Origin of the sequence: Flavobacterium pectinovorum (genome assembly GCF_900142715.1) — a bacterium.
In the GTDB taxonomy this organism is placed as follows: Bacteria; Bacteroidota; Bacteroidia; order Flavobacteriales; family Flavobacteriaceae; genus Flavobacterium; species Flavobacterium pectinovorum.
Genome location: NZ_FRBX01000006.1, coordinates 221,605 through 239,012 on the forward strand (window position 1 = coordinate 221,605; position 17,408 = coordinate 239,012).

Sequence of the window (17,408 nt, forward strand, 5' to 3'; positions counted from 1 at the left end):
AAAAAAGCCATCTATTTTTGCCGACTAACAAAGTTGAATCTGCAAAATTAGATGGCTAATTTTATCTATTTAATATATTAAAGCGTTTCGCTCAGCCATTTAAAAAATTCTCCCTGCCAAACCTGAGCATTTTGTGGCTGTAAAACCCAATGGTTTTCTTCTGGAAAATAAACCAATCTGCTTTTAATTCCGCGAAGCTGTGCAGCCTGAAAAGCTTCTTGTCCTTGCCCAATTGGTACACGGAAATCTTTTCCTCCCTGAAAAATTAAAATCGGTTTATTCCAGTTTTGTACCAAAGTTGCCGGATTAAAAGTAGTGTAAGCTTTTTGAGCCACAGCATTGTCTTTTTCCCAATATGCACCTCCAAAATCCCAATTGTTAAAGAAAACTTCTTCAGTAGTTCCTAACATACTTACCGTATTGAAAACGCCATCGTGAGCTATAAAAGTTTTAAAACGGTTGTTATGAATTCCGGCTAAATAAAATACCGAATATCCTCCATAACTTGCACCAACACAACCTAAACGACTTTTGTCTACATAATTTTCTTTGGCAACATCATCAATCGCAGAAAGGTAATCATCCATAACCTGTCCGCCCCAATCTTTACTAATTTGTTCGTTCCATTCAACACCGTGACCTGGCATTCCGCGACGATTTGGCGCTACAACAATATACCCTTTTGCCGCCATTAAAGAGAAATTCCAACGGAAAGAATACGATTGTGTCAACGCACTTTGTGGTCCGCCCTGACAGAATAATAAAGTCGGATATTTTTTTGAAGCATCAAAATTTGGAGGTAAAATTACCCAAACCAACATTTTTTTGCCATCAGTTGTTGTAACATAACGTCTTTCAGTTTTGCTTAACGCCAATGTTTTATACGTTTCGGTATTTACATTTGAAAGTTGTTTCCAGGTATTTTTCTTCAAATTATAAGAGAAAATTTCAGGAGCGTGATTCATATCATTTCTTGTTACGATGATATCATCGCCAGAAAATCCTACTAAATCATTTACATCAAAATCACCATTTGTAATTTGACGAACCTGAATTGCAATTCTTGTTAAACCCGGAAAATTGACAACAAAAAGTTGTTTTGTACCATCAACCGGAGCAACAAAATAAACATTTTTTCCATCTTTGCTCCAGATAAAATTATCTACAGTTCCGTCCCAGTTTGCTGTTAAGTTAGTTTTGATTCCTTTAAACTCAACAATAATATCATTTTTGTCAGCCTCGTAACCGTCACGTTTCATTTGTAACCACGTTAAATTTCCTGTTGGAGAAAATTGCGGAGCCGTATCGTAACCCAAATTATCTTCGGTTCTGTTAGTAGTTTTTTGAGTCTCTAAATTATACTCATAAATATTCGTGTTTGTAGAAACAGCATATTCAGTTCCTGCTTTTTTCTTGCACACATACAAAATACTTTTTCCGTCAGGAGACCAGATATAATCTTCATCACCGCCAAAAGGTTTTTGCGGAGAATCAAAAGTTTCACCTTTTAAAATGTCAATACCTTTTGCGCCTTCTTTATTTTCTTTATAAAAAACGTGGTTAAATTTTCCTTCATTCCACGTATCCCAATGACGATAATCTAAACCATTATAAATTTGAACATCTGATTTTGTCAGGTTAGGATAATAGTCTTTTCCTAAAACTTTATCAATTTTTACTTCTTCATTATATACTAAAAATTTTCCGTCAGGCGAAATATTTTTGTCTTTCAACACTTCTTTAGTATCTTTAATTTCAGTTGCATTTCCACCATTTACAGGAATCGTGTAAAATTTAGAATGCGATTTGTTTTCTTCAACAGAAGGAGTTGAAACCTTAAAAACAACATTTTTTTCATCTTTCGAAAGCCCAAGTGCAGAGACTCTTCCTAACTTCCATAACAATTCCGGTGACATTACATTCTGTCCGATAGCATTTAAACTCATCATTATTAAGGTTGTAAATAATACTTTTTTCATAATAAAATTCTAATTTTTGTGGGGCTAAAAGTACGGATTTTAAATTCCAACTTTTAAATTCCAAATTCCAATTTAATGTTAAACTTACCATCTTGCACACCTTATTGACACCCTGAGCGTCCCGAGACTTCGGGAGAAGGCTTAAGTGTGAAAAAAGGCTTCTCCCGAAGTCTCGGGACGCTCAGCCTGACATAGTCAGAAATAAACCTTAAATCGAGTTTGACTCCCATAATTGGAATTTGGAATTTTTAAAATTGAAATTTATTTTTTGGTACAAAAAATCATTATTTTTATAAAAAATTGCCAAAATGGATTTAAGTTACTGGGAACTGAAAAATTGGTTCACCAACGTTGATTATACAATTGTTGGAAGTGGAATTGTAGGATTGCATGCAGCTTTACGCTTACGCGAAAGATTTCCGGCAGCTAAAATTCTCGTTTTAGAAAAAGGAGCATTACCACAAGGAGCGAGTACGAAAAATGCCGGTTTTGCCTGTTTTGGTAGTCTTTCTGAAATTTTAGAAGATTTAAACACGCACTCAGAAGAAGATGTTGTGCAATTGATTGAAAAACGCTGGCAGGGTTTGCAATTACTTCGAAAAAGACTTGGGGACACTGCAATAGATTTTAAACCTCATGGCGGATATGAATTGTTTCTAAAAGAAGATGAAAGAGTTTTTAATGAAGCTGTAATGCGTTTGCCATTTATCAACGAAATTTTAAAACCCATTTTTAAGAGTGATGTTTTTGCCAAAGAAGTCGACCGATTTGGATTTGAAAATATTCACGAATATTTGATTTTTAATCCGTTTGAAGCCCAAATTGATACTGGAAATATGATGCAGGAATTGCTGAAACAAGCCGTTGCTGCAGATATTCTAATTTTGAATCAACAAAACGTAACCGGTTATGCCGATTTAGGAAATCAGGTTGAAATTGCACTTGGCGATTTTAGTTTTAAATCTCAAAAAATATTTTTTGCCACAAATGGTTTTGCCAATGCTTTGACAAAAGGAGAAGTGCAACCAGCCAGAGCACAGGTTTTAATAACAGAGCCGATTAAAAATCTGGATATAAAAGGAACTTTTCATTTGGATCGCGGTTATTATTATTTCAGAAATATTGGTGACAGAATTTTACTTGGCGGAGGAAGAAACCTCGATTTTGAAGCAGAAAACACAACTGAATTTGGGCAGACCAAAATTGTACAAAATAAGTTGGAAGATTTACTTAAAAATGTAATTTTACCAAATCAGGATTTTCAAATTGCGCATCGTTGGAGTGGTATTATGGGAATCGGAAACAGTAAAAAACCTGTTGTTTCGCAACTGTCTGAAAACGTGTTTTGTGGAGTACGTTTGGGCGGGATGGGCGTTGCAATAGGAAGTTTAATAGGAACAGAATTAGCAGATTTAATATAATGGCAGTTAAAAAACCCGCACCAAAAAAAACAACAACCGCAAGTAAACCAAAACCAACAGCTAAGAAAAAGGGAAATCGTTCTTTTGGCGAAAAAGTAAAATGGTTTTTTATTAAACTGATGTTATGGTTTTTCGGACTCTCAATTGGATCCGTGATATTTTTTAAATATATACCCGTTCCTTTTACGCCATTAATGTTAATAAGGGCTATAGAAAATAAACTCGGAGGAAAAGAGGTTTATTTTGATCACGATTGGGAACCAATTGATAAAATTTCGATGAATTTGCAAAAAGCCGTTATCGCAAGTGAAGACGGAACTTTTTTATCACACAATGGTTTCGATTTCAAGGCACTTCAAAAAGCATATAAAAGCAACGAACGCGGACGCCGAATTCGTGGCGGAAGTACGATCTCACAACAAACGGCCAAAAATGTGTTTTTATGGCAGGGAAAAAGTTATTTCCGTAAAGGCTTAGAAGCTTATTTTACCGTTTTAATAGAAATTATCTGGGGCAAAGAACGCATTATGGAAGTGTACCTGAACAGTATCGAAATGGGTGATGGTGTTTACGGAGCTTATGCCGCAACAGAACATTGGTATCGTCGCGATGCTTCGAGTTTAACGCCAATGCAGGCTGCCGGAATTGCTGCAATATTACCAAATCCAAGAAAATTCAAGGCTACAGGATCTTCCAGTTATATAAACAGACGTAAAGAAAGAATTGTTCGTGAAATGCGCGCCGTAGGAAAAATAAATTATGATGGGAAGTAAAAAAATTGTTTTTGCATTCCTGATATTAACTACTACGTTGACTTTTGGACAAGGAAAAACTAAAGAAATAGGTTTTATTACTGATAATGATTTATATACATCGTCTAAAAATGACATGTATTATACAAATGGTTTGGAGCTTTTTTACCGATTTTTATCGAAAAATGAAAATGAAAAAATCAACAAGAAAATAACTGAGTTTCGTGTGGGTCAATATATTTATAATCCGAGGTATATTAATATCGAAGCTCGTAACCGTAACAACCGTCCGTTTGCCGGTTATCTTTTTGCCGAAGCGGGCAGAAGCTTTTTTTACCAATCTGAGTCAGTTTTAAAAACCGATTTTCAGTTGGGTTATATGGGGCCAAATGCTTTTGGAAGACAAATGCAGGAAGCTTTTCATCATACTATTGGATACAAAGAAGTTTTTGGTTGGGAAAATCAGGTTCACAATGCATTAGGCATTCAGGCGCATGCTTTGTATTCGAAGAAATTGCTTAAAAATGAACCCAACGAATTTGCCGATCTTCACTTTCAGACAGAAGCAAATGTGGGAACAATTTTCACCGGAGTTTCCGCAGGATTTTTAACCCGACTAGGTTTCAAAAAATTACTCCCAATTTACGATTCTAATTTGCACGATGCTTCTGTAAGTTCACAAGCACAATACAATGTTCGTGAATTTTACTTTTACGCTATTCCAAGTATCAATTACCAATTTTATGATGCTACAATCGAAGGAAGCATGTTTAGCAATACAAGTCCGGTAACTTTCGAATTGATTCCGTGGCGATTTAATGCTGAATTTGGTTTAAAATTTCGTCATAATAGCTTCAACATGTCTTACTCTTTTATTTATCATGGCAAAGAATTGGAAAGTCATGATATGACGGGATCTTTTTACGGGAGTATTCGATTGGGGTATTTGTTGAAGTAGATTTTTTAAGTTGCTAAGGGACTGAGATTCTTAGGTTCTGAGTTTTTTGCTTGAAAAATTGCGGAGACGCAAAGCTTCTTTATGGTTATTAATGTTGAATTTATTGTAAGTACTGATTTTAAATTTGGTTATCAGTACTTTGTAAATAATTTATATGTATTATTGTATTTAAAATAAGTAATAACTTACAATAATACATTATTTACAATGTTTGAAAATTTTAATGATTTTAAGAAAGATGAAGATCTTGGGCAATATTCCTCATACGCATCCTACAACAACGATTTATTGAGATTGGTTGATTTTTATGGACGAACTCCATTTGATTGGTACAGAAATAAAAAAACAGGGGAAATAATTTGGCTTGACGGGCATGCGAGAATTGACCACTATTCTAATCTAGGGCATACTTGGGGGAAAACTTTTGCAAATGGTGACAGATTATTATTGGATGGAGATACTAAACAAGTTACCTATAACGGAGAAGTTATTCACAATTTTAATAAAAAATCATCATTTTTTAGTGGAGGATATGCATTTTCTGACGGAGGAAACAATCAAGACCCTGGCTCATTACGCAAAGGATCGAGAGATGTGACATGGATTGATTTTGGCGGTGCATTTGAAGCGCTTATTATTATATTGGGGTTTGACGTGAAAGGTAGTACTTCAAAAGGAAAAGGTACAAATGGAGGAAAACCAACATATGAGAATAAAATTGACGATGGAATAAATGCTGTTGATAATGCTGGAAATGCTACAAAGGCGATAAAAGAAATTAAAGAGAGTAAAAGTGATGGAGAAAAAAAACATGTGTCAGATTCTGTAACAGTTCTTACGTATGAAAAAGGTAAATTAATTAATGAAGAACGTAAAGTAAAATGATGAATAAAAAGAATAAAATGATTTTGGTACTAATATTCATAGTAGTAATATTGGTTTTGGTAGTATTATTATTTTTCTTTAAAAATGAGGAGGTTCATATTTTAAAGAAATATGATGTTAAAACTAAACAAACCACAACCTTAGAATATATCATAAAAGATAAAGATACTATTTTTCAGGGTAAGTTTATTTGCTATAATGAAAAAGGGAACAAAACATATGAAGGTGTTTTTGTAAATGGGCATATTAAAGGAAAAACCATTCACTATTACGACAATGGAAATATAGAATCAATAGATTATATAAAAAATAGTAAAGTTACAGAAGAAAGTACCTATAATTATCCAAGTGGCAAGGTCATGAAATATCTTATGTATGATGATTTTGGAATACTTGATTTTTTAATTAGATATGATGAATCAACTAATGTAAAAAGCTACGAAGGTTTGCCATTAATAGAAATTTATCAATATAAAATAGCAAATAAAGAACAATTCAAAATAAAAATTAATCAATATTTAAAAGTTGGAGATACCTTAAAACATCAATATTTTATAGCAAATATACCTAATGCCAAGCGCAATTTTAAGATAGAAAATTTAGATGTTGATAATAAAAAAGTTAAACGAACATTCAAAAAAACTTCTCAAACAGGTATTGATGTAAAAGAGATTTTAACAAAAAAAGGAATAAATACTATAAGAGCGATAGTTAAATATGAATTTAATGATAAAGAAAAGACCGTTATAAATGATACAATTTCTTTTAAAGTTATGGTTGATTAGTCTAAAATGCTGGAATAAGATAATGATTCAATTAAATTTTAAAACGCTTAATTATTTTTCTTTCTTTATTGAAATCTAATTCTAAAGAATCGCTGGATATTTTTTTTACGATAATTCCATCTGCAAGCGCATCTTTTCTTAAACGAAACATTTTTTGGTTGATTTTAATGATGACCAATTCTCCGCGTGAATCTTTTATATAACCATGATACGAAATTGCCGGCCACACTGTTAGTTGGCGAGGCTGAATTGCGGGTTTTGCTCTTTTTGGTGCTGTAGAAGTGTTATTTGTATATTGTCTTTTAGGGAAGGAGACTGCTTCCTGCGTTTGCTTGTTTAGAAAAGGATCTCTCGATACTTTTTCTAATGCAAAAGTATCTTTGTTGATTTGATTGAACTGTATTTTTTCTGAATATACGGTATTGGCAGCTATTTCTTTAGTAAAGAAATATTGACTGATCGTTTTATAAAATACAGACCCCCATAGTCCTAAAACTACAATTATTAAAACAATATTAATTTTCTTTTTAACCATTTTTTCTTAGATTACTGTCACCTTAAACGGACTACTATAAGCACTGATATTACCTGCAGAATCACTAGTTTTAATTCTCCAGTAATAATCTCCAATAGCCGTAAATGTATATTGATAGGATGTACTTGAATTGTTTGTAGTAAAAAGGAGGGTGGTAAAAGTATTGGTGGTCGAAAATTCTATAGTGTACAACAATGGCGACTGCACTGTTCCACTGTCGGTTGGAGAAATCCAGGTGAAAGCAGTTGATACGTTATTTGTAATGGTAGCATTAGTTGCCGGGACACTATTTTGCGGTACATTTGGAACAACGGTATCTATCATAAAATTTCTTGTAGATACTTGTGTGGTTTGGCTCGTACTGTTTATACCTCTTATTTTCCATTGATAAACAGCGTCCTGCTCTAAATCTGTGCTGCTTAACGCGACAGTTGTTTCGGATATACTTTCTGCGGTATAAACAGATTCACCGGTTGTAGTATTTACTACTTCTACATTATAACTCGTTGCTGCCGCCAGTTTTTGCCATTTAAGCGTAACGCTTGTTGTATTTTTGTAAATGTTATTGTCTGGACTGGATAATATAACTTGCTGATTGGCGAGGTCTTCAGTAGTTATTATAGAGAAAGTTGAAGTTTCTGAATATTCAGATTCATAAGCAAAATTTTCGCCTCTTACTTTCCATAAGTAAGATCCCGGCTCTAATGGACAAATGAAACTTGTTTGGCTAACTAATGAGTCAAACACTATTGTTTCTTCTAAATCTAATACTTGTAAGCGATATTTTTTTGCTCCATCAAGTTCGTTCCATTTAAAGTTGACTACATTACTTTCAATTGTTGCATCATCTTTTGGGGATATCGTTTCTATGGTATCATTTGAAATGTCTTCTTCAAAAACATCATCACAAGATATAATCGATAGGGCTAAAAGTGCGAATATAATTTTATTTATTGTTTTCATAATTTTGAAAAATCATTTTTAAATGTAAAACTTCAGAGGTATTGTTTTTTTTGGTGGTATAAAAATTCATGCTGACAATTCTCGAATAATCAAACTTTTTTTCAAAACCATATCCTAAGGCTAATAATTGATTGCAGTTTCCGGTTACATCAAGCTGATTACTAATTATTCGGTAATTTTCATCAGAAAAAACATGAGAAGATTGCAAGTCATTAATAGAAATTTTAGGATCTTCAGTAGAGGCAAAACTTATTATTCCTTGTTGTACCATTTCTTTTGTAATACCTTCTTTGCCAATAACACGATCCAGATAATTAATTTCTTTTGTTAGTTTCTCTGTATTATTAGCTTTTTTATTGATGTCGTTTGTTTTCTCAGATAATGTTTTATATTCATGTATTACCTGAAACAAGTTGTGAAAAGATCTTTTATATGCTGTTATTAAAAGCATAACAAAAACCAGAAGCAAAACCATGAATTTCTTTTTATAGGAATAGTTTTCAAACATCTTTTATCGTGATTTTTATTTCAAACTGCGATTTATTTTTCTTGTCTTTTTTAAAGCTTATAATTTCAAAATTTTTAAGCCAGTCCATTTTTTTTATTTTTTCCATCCAATTATTAAATGAAGATTCGTTGAAAGTTTCTCCTTTAATGATGATTGTTTTTGCATCAAAACTTATTTTTTTAGTGGCTTTAATTTCTTTGTTTACCGGAATGATATTCAGATTAGTTAAAGAAATATCTTGTGGAATTCCTTTAATTATTTCATAACTGTAAAAAGAAAGAAATTTTGCCGACAGAAACCCGGACTCTTGTAAAAGTTGTTGTTTGTTTTCTTTTTGTTTTTCAAGATCCAGTATTAATTGATACGATTGATTCGAATAAACACTCTGGAGATTTAATTCTGCATTTTTTGCTCCATAGTATTGTATAAGGAAATAGCTTGTCAATAAACTAATTAAAAAACCCACGAGCATCGTAATTCCTAAAACATTAAAGGCTTTTTTGTATACAATTTCTTCTGTATTTAAGCTATCATTTTTTGTTTTTGAAACTTCCTTAGGCTGAATAAAAAAGTGAACAATAATTCCATAAAGAGGCATGAAATTGCTTGAAATACTGTCTTTGCCAATAGTGTATTCTTCTGTTTTTACAGGGTCACTTTGTTTGGTGAAACCTGCAAGTTTTCCGTTTTCAAATTGTAAAATGATATCGTTTGACGTAATAGAATCTTTTTTTATTGCATTGTGCATTAAGCCTGATAAAAAAGAACCTACATAAATATCGGCAACCTGAAAACCTTTTTTGAGAAATTTTTCGGTAATTTCCTGTACGATGTTTTTTCTGCAGAAACTAATAAAATTACTGCTTGAACCCATCAGGCTGGTATAATAAATCGATTCAAAATCTATATTTTTATACCAGGTTACATCACTCTCGTTGTTGAAATTGATTTCTTTATTCAAAATTCCTTTTCCATCAATAGCCAAAAGAACAGGGATTTTAAGGTCAATATTCTGGGCAATTTTTTCGAAAGAATCAAATGAAACGGCATTGACAATATCAATCTTACTTCCTTTTTTCTTAACCGTCAGAACATGATAACTCTCCTCATTATCTTTCTTAATGATTCCAATTACGTGTAAATTGTTTAGTTTTATTATTTTAGATAAAAATGTAATCATTAATATACCACTGTTGGTTTAATAAAAATGTGCAATTTTGAGTTGGTTTTTCCTTTTTTTCTACTGCTAAAAAACCATTTTATAATAGGTATTCTTGATAATAGAGGAGTTCCTGAACCGCTGTCTTCTTTTTTCAATTCATCCAAACCGCCTAATAATATCATTTCGCCATTTTTAACACGAACAAGAGATTCAAATTTTTGGGTTGCTTTTCCCGGAGGAGCATTTTCGCCGGCTCTTGCCAGGAAAGAACTTTTTTCAACTACTATGGTAAGTGTTACATTTTCATCAATTGAAACAAACGGTTTTATAGAAAGGCTTAAGTTAGCATCTGTAGATTTCCATGTTCCTGAATTTAAGATGTCGTTTCCAATATTACTATTAATCAAACGGTTACTTTGTTCAAAATAGTAGCTTGTTTCTCCAATAGATAATTTAGCTTCGTGGCCGCTGATAGTTGCGATTTTGGGAGTTGATTCTACTTTAACTATAGAATTGTTTTCTAATAATTTTAAATTAAGATAAAAAGCTTCAGTGACTTTTCCCAGTTTGAAAATTCCAAAACCATTAAAGGCATCGATTAAACTGTTAACAGAGGTTGAGTTTACGGTAACATCTGTTGTTGGAAACAATGTTCCGCCGGTAACCTGTTTGTTGATTTTATCAAGACCGGCTTTCATTCCCGTTTGTACATCGTGCGATTTATTGTATTGTACAATGATTACTTCAATCTGAACCATTGGCACTACTTTATCAATTTGCTTGATATATAGTTTTAATTCCTCCAATATCGATTTAGATCCGGAGGCTACTAATCCGTTTAGTTCTACAAATTCTTTGATTTCCAGTTTCTCTGTAAAGACTTTAGGCAGTGAAGCCAAAACAAGTTCAATTGATCTGTTTTCTAATTGAAGTATTTCTGTAGCACGTAATCCTTCTGCTCCTTCATCTCCAATTAAATACAGGTTGCCTTGTCTTTTAAATGTATATTTTTTTCCTTTAAAAATGTGAAATAATAACTCATCAAAAGTAATATTTTCTGCAGAAAGGGTTGTTTTTTCGTTTTCAGGTTTATTATATAAAAAATAATTAACGTGTAATTTTTCGGCTGCTTCTGTCAATAAATCAGATGCATCTGCGATATATGCTTTTACATTTAAAAGACCATTTTTATTTAAAGTAACTTCATAATAACCAGGTACTCCGCTACTGGCTTTTGGCTGTTTTGATTTTTGAGAAGTACTGTTTAATGAAAGGGTTCCATCTTTATTTTTTTCGATATAGTAAAAACCATTTTCATCTTTTGTTGCAATAAGGTCATTTGATTTTGACATCATTTCTATTACTTGATCAAACGGACGATTTAAAATGTAAGATGATACGCGGATATTTTTAACTTCTGTAGCCAAAATTAGGTTTTTACCCGATTTGTCAATAATTGCTTTTGCAACTGCTGATAAAGTGTCATTTTCTAATTTTAAGGATAAAAAATCATTTTGCGAATTATAGCTTACATCAATAACTTTTGGGAGCTTTTTCTCGACAACTTTTACTGCCTTTCTTTTCTTGAATAGAATAATATTGTTCATGAAAGTAACTTCAAGATCGTATTTCTGTACGAGATGTATAAATACATCTTTGACTGTAACATCAAAAAAGTTATTTGATACAGGCTGATTCAATTCGGTATCGACATCAATATTTAACTGATGTTCTTCGGCGATTGAAGAAATAAAATCATGAAGTGTTAAGCCTGAAACATCTATTTTAATAGTTTCATTAAGTCCTTTTTTTTGTGCCGAAAGGGCATCAAACTGTTTGCTCAATTCGTTTATATCTTGTTGTGCAACAATACTATTGGTAAAGAATAGTACAATAATTACGTAACCTAATTTTTTAAACATTTATTTATAAGTTAATTAAAATAGAATATATTTCTTCTAAGGCCGTTTCTCCTTCGGCCAAAATATCAAAAGCTTTTTCTGATAATGATTTATAATTTTCATCATTACTGAATAATTTAGTAACGGTGTTGTTTTTTATAGCTTCTGCAATTATGGAGTCTATTGTCAGGACTTCATAAATTGCGGTTCTTCCCTTATATCCGGTATGAAAACACTGGTTGCAGCCAACAGGTTTGTAATACGATGTTATTTCATAAGGCAATTTATAATTCATAGGGAAATCCTTCCTGATAAAAGGTGTTTCTTTTTTGCAATTCGGACACAGTTTTCGAATTAATCGCTGAGCTACAGAAAGGTTTAAGGTTTCAGCAATTAGGTAGGAAGGCACGCCCATATCAATCAATCTGGAAATTGTTCCTATTGCTGAGTTGGTGTGTATGGTAGATAATACCAAGTGACCGGTTAATGAAGCTCTGATGGCCATTAATGCAGTTTCAGAATCTCTAATTTCCCCTAGCATTATAACGTCCGGATCTTGTCTTAAAAATGATTTTAAGGCCGATGAAAAAGTTAGTCCAATATCTTCTTTTAATTGAACCTGATTAATTCCCTTTAGAGTATATTCGATAGGATCTTCAACAGTAACTATATTTCTACGGCTATCATTTAGTAATCGTAACGTTGCGTAAAGTGTAGTTGTTTTTCCCGAACCTGTAGGACCGCTTATTAAAATAATTCCGTTTGGTTTTTTTACAGCTTCAAGATAATGTTCTAATTCTTCTTTTTGAAGCCCGAGTGTGCTCAAATCGATATTAGATGCATCTTGTCCTAATAAACGCATTACTATTTTTTCACCAAATAAGGTTGGTAAAATAGAAACCCTTATATCAAACGAATCATTAGTTATCCTTCCGTCTTGCGGTAAACGTTTTTCGGTAATATTAAGTTTTGCTTTAATCTTGATTTTATTTACTAATTCAAGATAATTTTCGCGTTCAACTTTGTAACGTTCAATAAGTTGTCCGTCAATCCTAAACCTGATTCGGGCAGAATTTTCATAGACCTCAAAATGAATATCACTACATTTTAATGATTTTGCTTCTTTCAGTAAATTTTCAAGAAAATCACCTCTGTCAAAATTTAATGATTTATTAGAATTTGCCAATCGTTCTTTACGGTAATAAATAGAAAGTGCTTTTTCTATTTCGTAAGAATCAATTGGGCTAAATATAATGTTTTTGCCTAAAAAAAGTTCCAGCTCTTCTTTTGCATCAGCATTATTATAGGAATCATCAACATATAATTCTAAAGTGTTTTCTGAAACTGATTTTGGTAATATTCGATATTGGTTTGCGAGATCGCTTGACACAATATGCTGGTTTTCTGAAAGAATGGTGATATCCTGCATAATTATATCAAAGTAAATTTTTGATAAAAAGACAGATAATCTTTTATCAGAATAATAAATAAAAATAATGCCGAAAACCCTGCTAAAGGAACTGTATTTTCATGAATAATTTTCTTGAATATAATTTGTAAAGCAAGAGCAAAAATCATAGAAAGTATAAAAAACAAAATAAAATTCGGCAATAAAAACAGGGGAGTGACTGCTATATAAAATAGTAAATCACCCAGTCCAAAATAATGTTGAAATGGATTTAGAAATTGTCTGTTTTTAATGCTCATATAAAGTACAAGTACAACCAGTGTAATAAGAAAAAAAGCTCCGTTTAAAAGAGTGTTTTTAAAAACTAAAGGTTGTAAATGTGTTATATATAATGATAAAAGAAAGATAGCGACTGGCAGCAATACATGAATGCGCCTGTATTTCCAATCCTGAAAAAACACAAACAATAAAGTAAATGATAAACAAAGTAAAGTTATTTCCAAATTATTCTTTTGTTACTTCGGTTAGCATTTTTTTACTGTCAATTTCCCAGGTATTAAAATTACCATCCCCATCAAGATCTGAGGTTGCGGTAGCTCTGGCAAGAAATGAATCATTTGATGCTTCAAGAATTTCAATTTTATATACGGCCTGTCCGCCTTCGTCTACAGTTTGTTCCTGTTCAAAACCTAATTCTTCAAGACTGCCTGAATATTTTGAATGTCTGTAAAAATGACTTTTTTCTAAACCATAAACCTGATTAAGCATAGCTTGGGCTTCAATAGCTTTTGCTTGTCCAATTACAGAAGTTTGATTAGGTAAAACCATTAACAATAATATTCCAATAATGCATAATACAATTAAAATTTCTGTTAACGAATATGCTTTAATTGTAGCTTTTTTACTATTTTTTAATAATTTTTTTATCTTATTTGACATTTGTATGCATTTATTTATTAAAATATGTTAATATCTTTGGCGGCAAAAATACAAATTGTAACGAAACTATTACTATTTATTTATAATTTTACTTAAATCAAACATTGGGGCGTACATAGACACCATAATTACTCCTACAATCACTCCGATAACGATGATTATCATGGGTTCGAGAATAACTCCAATCATTTTTGTCTGATGACTAATTTCTTCATTATATTGTTCTGTAAGTCGCTCAAACATAGTTTCAAGCTGATTGACTTGTTCGGCAACTTCAACCATGGAAACCATTTTGTTTTCGAATACGCTGTGTTTTTTTAAACTTTCATTTAAAGAAGCTCCACGGGTTATATCTTCTTTTATTTCCTGAATCGCGACTTCGATTGGATAGAAACCAATCATTTTTGCCGTAAGGGATAATGAGTTTATTAAAGTCGTTTTTGATGTAATCAATAAATTCATCGCCTGACAAAAACGTGAGATGTAAATTTTTCTGATGAGGTTTCCAAAATACGGAATCTTCAAAACCATATTTGTGGTAAAAGCCCGGTAAAAATCTTTTTCTTTAAGTAAAGTATGCATAATTACAAGACCAATTATGAAAGCAAAAACAACGGCAAAAATGGTCCCGGAATGATTGGAGATTTTTATAATAATCTGCGTGCTTTTTGGTAATTCGCTTCCAAATTGTTTAAAGACACCACTAAACATCGGAACTACTTTATTCAACATAAAATACAATACCAAAATAGTGACAAGCATTACGATTGTCGGGTATGTTAAAACAGAAATAATCTGTCTTTTCATTTGAATTTTTCGGTTGAAGTATTTTTGCAGTTCGCCTAAAACTTCTTCCAGTTTTCTGGTTTCTTCACCAATCTGAATGCTGTAATACTCGTATGCCGAAAATTGATTGGTTTCGCGCATTGATTCGTAAATGCTTCTTCCCGAAATAACTTTATCCTTAATTTGAATTATGATTTCTTTTTCAAACTTATTTGTTGACTGATTACTAAGAATCTCCAAAGCTTTTTTAAAATCAACACCAGATTTTAAGAGCATGCCCAATTCTCTGTAAAAAATTTCTTTTTTCTTATCAGATAGTTTCTTCGAAAATTGAAATGACGTACCTGCTGATGGTAATTTAAAATCAGTTTTCTCCGCTTTTGGTGCTTTATATGTGCTTAAATCGAGGCTCATTATTTTGGTATTTTTTGTAATAATTCATTAGCATAAACTCTTTTGTAGAAATTTAAAGAGGATTCGTTTTCATTAATTTCTACATTTAATTTTAGTTTTTGAAATAGTAATTGCTGCGATTTATTCCTGACGGTATCGATAACGATTTGTTTTAGTTTAATTTTAAAAGTGTCTATAAATGTTTCGTGAGTTCTTATTGTAAAATCTTCCTGAAAATTATAGGTTACTTTTTCTCCTGCATATCCTTTAAAAAATAATTCATTATCAATTCGGGTCATTTTTTCCTTTTCAAAAATGTCTTTGTTTATGCTGTAAGTCAGTCGGTTTAAATCGTTAACGAGCTGATTTTGATTTTTGAAATCCAGCATTCGCTCTGTGACGATATTAAAGATGACAAATAAAATGCTCATAATAATTGCCGTAATCGCCATGCCAACAATTGTTTCTATAATCGAAAATGCCGATACAGAGTTTTTCTGATTAAGGATTATTTTCGACATAAAAACTTTTTTCGAATTTAAACTGCGTGCTATCTTTATATTGTACCGAAATCTTTTTTAAATGATCATTTACAATTTCTTCTTCTATCAAAAGATTTTCGTTTGCACTTTCGTATTGCAGTGAATCATTTTTTAATTGTGATAAAAAAAACAGTTCATTTACTTTGTTTTGAGTGTTATAAAACTTAGCTGATGTTCTGGGTGTAAAAACAGAAGCAAAAATCAAAATAGCAAAATACAGGCAAATCGAGATAATGGTTAACGCGATTACTGACTCCAGAATGGAGTTTGCTTTTACACTATAATACTTTTTTAAGAATACCATAGGCAGATTTTTGATTGTTAAACAAAGGAATTGAAATAAAATAAGCCGGTCGTTTACTGGCATTTATTTCGACATCGCTAATCGTATTGTCGTAAGTTGAAGCCATTGTTTTTACAAAAAAACGATTGGTGTAAACAGAACCGTAAACATTGCTTCTTAAGGCCAGTTTTCCGGTACAATAAATATCTCCAAAGATTAAACCTTCTTCGGCAATCTCTATGCTGCTTTTATCAAAGTCGTCTGGCGAATTGCCAAAAAGCACTACAGCGCCACTTATTGTACTTTCTTTTTTTATAACGATTTTGCTTTCTTCTTCGTTTTTATTGTAAACACATATTACAGAAGGATAATTTAAAGTCACTTTTTCTTCAAGTTCAATACCTTTTGTAGCAAATGCCTGAACGGTTCCTTTAAATCCGGATTCGAAAGTTATTTTTGGTGCAATCAAAATTACATCTTCCAGAACTGTACTTTTTTTAATCCGGATAGAATCTTGTGATCTCAGAATAAAATTGCCTTTAAAAATGATATTCGAAAGTGAGGAGTTTATGTAAATATCTTTGGTTTCGTTAAAAAAGGAATTGTAGTAAAGTGAATCTTTTGGTTTTTCTACGTCTTTCAATGCCGTTTTTACACCTTCTGTTTCCTCAAATATTTTTTCGAAATCAGGATTTATTTCAGGTAATCTAATATCCGAAACTGTGATTTTTCCGTTATTGGTAAACTTGTTTGGGCTGTTGTTGATGTATGCAGCATCAATAAAATCCGAAGGCAATTCGCTGTTTCCTGTTAAAGTAACCGTTCCCGAATAACTAAGCGATTTGGAAATATTGGTTAAATAAACAGCAGTTTTATCGGTAACATAATTTCCAACAAAATGGGCTGAGGTTACGGTATCATTTCCTACGGAAGATTCAGCCAGTAAAAGGGTAAGCAAACCGTAAGATTTGGTTTTGTATCTTCCTTCTATTCCTGAATTTTCATCTTTTTCTATTTCTTGCGGAAGAATTTTGTTTCCTAAAGCAAAATTGACAACTGATTGGTTCTGAATATATAATTCTTCCTGTAAATTGTAATATAAGTTAAGCTGATTGTACAAATTAGCAAAATACAACAATGCTCCGCATATTATGGATACGATTAAGCAGATGTAAATGGCATATAATAAACTATGAGCTTTGATCATT

18 protein-coding genes are annotated in these 17,408 nt (G+C 32.0%); 5 read left to right on the forward strand and 13 right to left on the reverse strand.

Annotated features, from left to right (window positions below; genetic code table 11):
• Positions 1-77: 77 nt before the first annotated feature.
• A complete protein-coding gene (locus BUE22_RS19680) occupies positions 78-1,979 on the reverse strand; it encodes a S9 family peptidase (RefSeq protein WP_073397624.1) in 1,902 nt (633 codons plus the stop codon).
• A gap of 308 nt (positions 1,980-2,287) precedes the next feature.
• On the opposite strand from BUE22_RS19680, the gene BUE22_RS19685 reads away from it, so the two are divergent.
• The 5 genes from BUE22_RS19685 to BUE22_RS19705 all read left to right on the forward strand — a co-directional run bounded on the left by BUE22_RS19685 (position 2,288) and on the right by BUE22_RS19705 (position 6,780).
• Complete coding sequence (locus BUE22_RS19685) at positions 2,288-3,400, forward strand: NAD(P)/FAD-dependent oxidoreductase (RefSeq protein ID WP_073397626.1); 1,113 nt, start codon at positions 2,288-2,290, stop codon at positions 3,398-3,400.
• Positions 3,400-4,173: a monofunctional biosynthetic peptidoglycan transglycosylase gene (gene mtgA / locus BUE22_RS19690; protein ID WP_042565626.1), complete on the forward strand. Its 774-nt coding sequence runs from the start codon at positions 3,400-3,402 to the stop codon at positions 4,171-4,173. Before BUE22_RS19685 ends, mtgA begins: the two co-directional genes overlap by 1 nt.
• Positions 4,160-5,110, forward strand: coding sequence for a lipid A deacylase LpxR family protein (locus BUE22_RS19695; protein WP_073397628.1), 951 nt, complete (start codon positions 4,160-4,162; stop codon positions 5,108-5,110). The genes mtgA and BUE22_RS19695 overlap by 14 nt, the downstream gene beginning before the upstream one ends.
• A 207-nt stretch (positions 5,111-5,317) precedes the next feature.
• Positions 5,318-5,995: a hypothetical protein gene (locus BUE22_RS19700; protein WP_073397630.1), complete on the forward strand. Its 678-nt coding sequence runs from the start codon at positions 5,318-5,320 to the stop codon at positions 5,993-5,995.
• 17 nt (positions 5,996-6,012) lie between these two features.
• Positions 6,013-6,780: a toxin-antitoxin system YwqK family antitoxin gene (locus tag BUE22_RS19705; RefSeq protein WP_243396853.1), complete on the forward strand. Its 768-nt coding sequence runs from the start codon at positions 6,013-6,015 to the stop codon at positions 6,778-6,780.
• Between the two features lie 31 nt (positions 6,781-6,811).
• Here the strand turns inward: BUE22_RS19705 and BUE22_RS19710 are convergent, their stop codons facing one another.
• The 12 genes from BUE22_RS19710 to BUE22_RS19765 form a co-directional block, all read right to left on the reverse strand.
• Positions 6,812-7,315 (reverse strand): hypothetical protein, encoded by a 504-nt coding sequence (locus tag BUE22_RS19710; RefSeq protein WP_073397636.1) that lies wholly within the window; start codon positions 7,313-7,315, stop codon positions 6,812-6,814.
• Between the two features lie 6 nt (positions 7,316-7,321).
• Entirely contained in the window at positions 7,322-8,278 is a 957-nt protein-coding gene (locus BUE22_RS19715) for a hypothetical protein (protein WP_073397638.1), read from the reverse strand.
• Positions 8,262-8,786, reverse strand: coding sequence for a hypothetical protein (locus BUE22_RS19720; protein WP_073397640.1), 525 nt, complete (start codon positions 8,784-8,786; stop codon positions 8,262-8,264). The genes BUE22_RS19715 and BUE22_RS19720 overlap by 17 nt, the downstream gene beginning before the upstream one ends.
• Complete coding sequence (locus tag BUE22_RS19725) at positions 8,779-9,966, reverse strand: PilN domain-containing protein (RefSeq protein ID WP_073397642.1); 1,188 nt, start codon at positions 9,964-9,966, stop codon at positions 8,779-8,781. Before BUE22_RS19725 ends, BUE22_RS19720 begins: the two co-directional genes overlap by 8 nt.
• On the reverse strand, positions 9,966-11,870 hold the full coding sequence (locus BUE22_RS19730; RefSeq protein WP_073397644.1) for a type II secretion system protein GspD: 1,905 nt from the start codon (positions 11,868-11,870) through the stop codon (positions 9,966-9,968). The genes BUE22_RS19725 and BUE22_RS19730 overlap by 1 nt, the downstream gene beginning before the upstream one ends.
• 4 nt (positions 11,871-11,874) lie before the next feature.
• Positions 11,875-13,278, reverse strand: a complete 1,404-nt coding sequence (locus tag BUE22_RS19735) for a GspE/PulE family protein (RefSeq protein ID WP_073397646.1) — start codon at positions 13,276-13,278, stop codon at positions 11,875-11,877.
• A gap of 2 nt (positions 13,279-13,280) precedes the next feature.
• Positions 13,281-13,760, reverse strand: coding sequence for a prepilin peptidase (locus tag BUE22_RS24080; protein ID WP_124020535.1), 480 nt, complete (start codon positions 13,758-13,760; stop codon positions 13,281-13,283).
• A 1-nt stretch (position 13,761) separates the two neighbouring features.
• Complete coding sequence (locus BUE22_RS19745; protein ID WP_073397650.1) at positions 13,762-14,196, reverse strand: type IV pilin protein; 435 nt, start codon at positions 14,194-14,196, stop codon at positions 13,762-13,764.
• 72 nt (positions 14,197-14,268) lie between these two features.
• A complete protein-coding gene (locus BUE22_RS19750) occupies positions 14,269-15,396 on the reverse strand; it encodes a type II secretion system F family protein (RefSeq protein ID WP_073397652.1) in 1,128 nt (375 codons plus the stop codon).
• A complete protein-coding gene (locus BUE22_RS19755) occupies positions 15,396-15,896 on the reverse strand; it encodes a PulJ/GspJ family protein (RefSeq protein WP_073397653.1) in 501 nt (166 codons plus the stop codon). Before BUE22_RS19755 ends, BUE22_RS19750 begins: the two co-directional genes overlap by 1 nt.
• Positions 15,877-16,221, reverse strand: a complete 345-nt coding sequence (locus tag BUE22_RS19760) for a hypothetical protein (RefSeq protein ID WP_073397654.1) — start codon at positions 16,219-16,221, stop codon at positions 15,877-15,879. The genes BUE22_RS19755 and BUE22_RS19760 overlap by 20 nt, the downstream gene beginning before the upstream one ends.
• Positions 16,196-17,407 carry a hypothetical protein gene (locus tag BUE22_RS19765; RefSeq protein WP_073397655.1) on the reverse strand — a complete coding sequence of 404 codons (1,212 nt, stop codon included), beginning with the start codon at positions 17,405-17,407 and terminating at the stop codon, positions 16,196-16,198. Before BUE22_RS19765 ends, BUE22_RS19760 begins: the two co-directional genes overlap by 26 nt.
• Position 17,408: the final 1 nt, after the last annotated feature.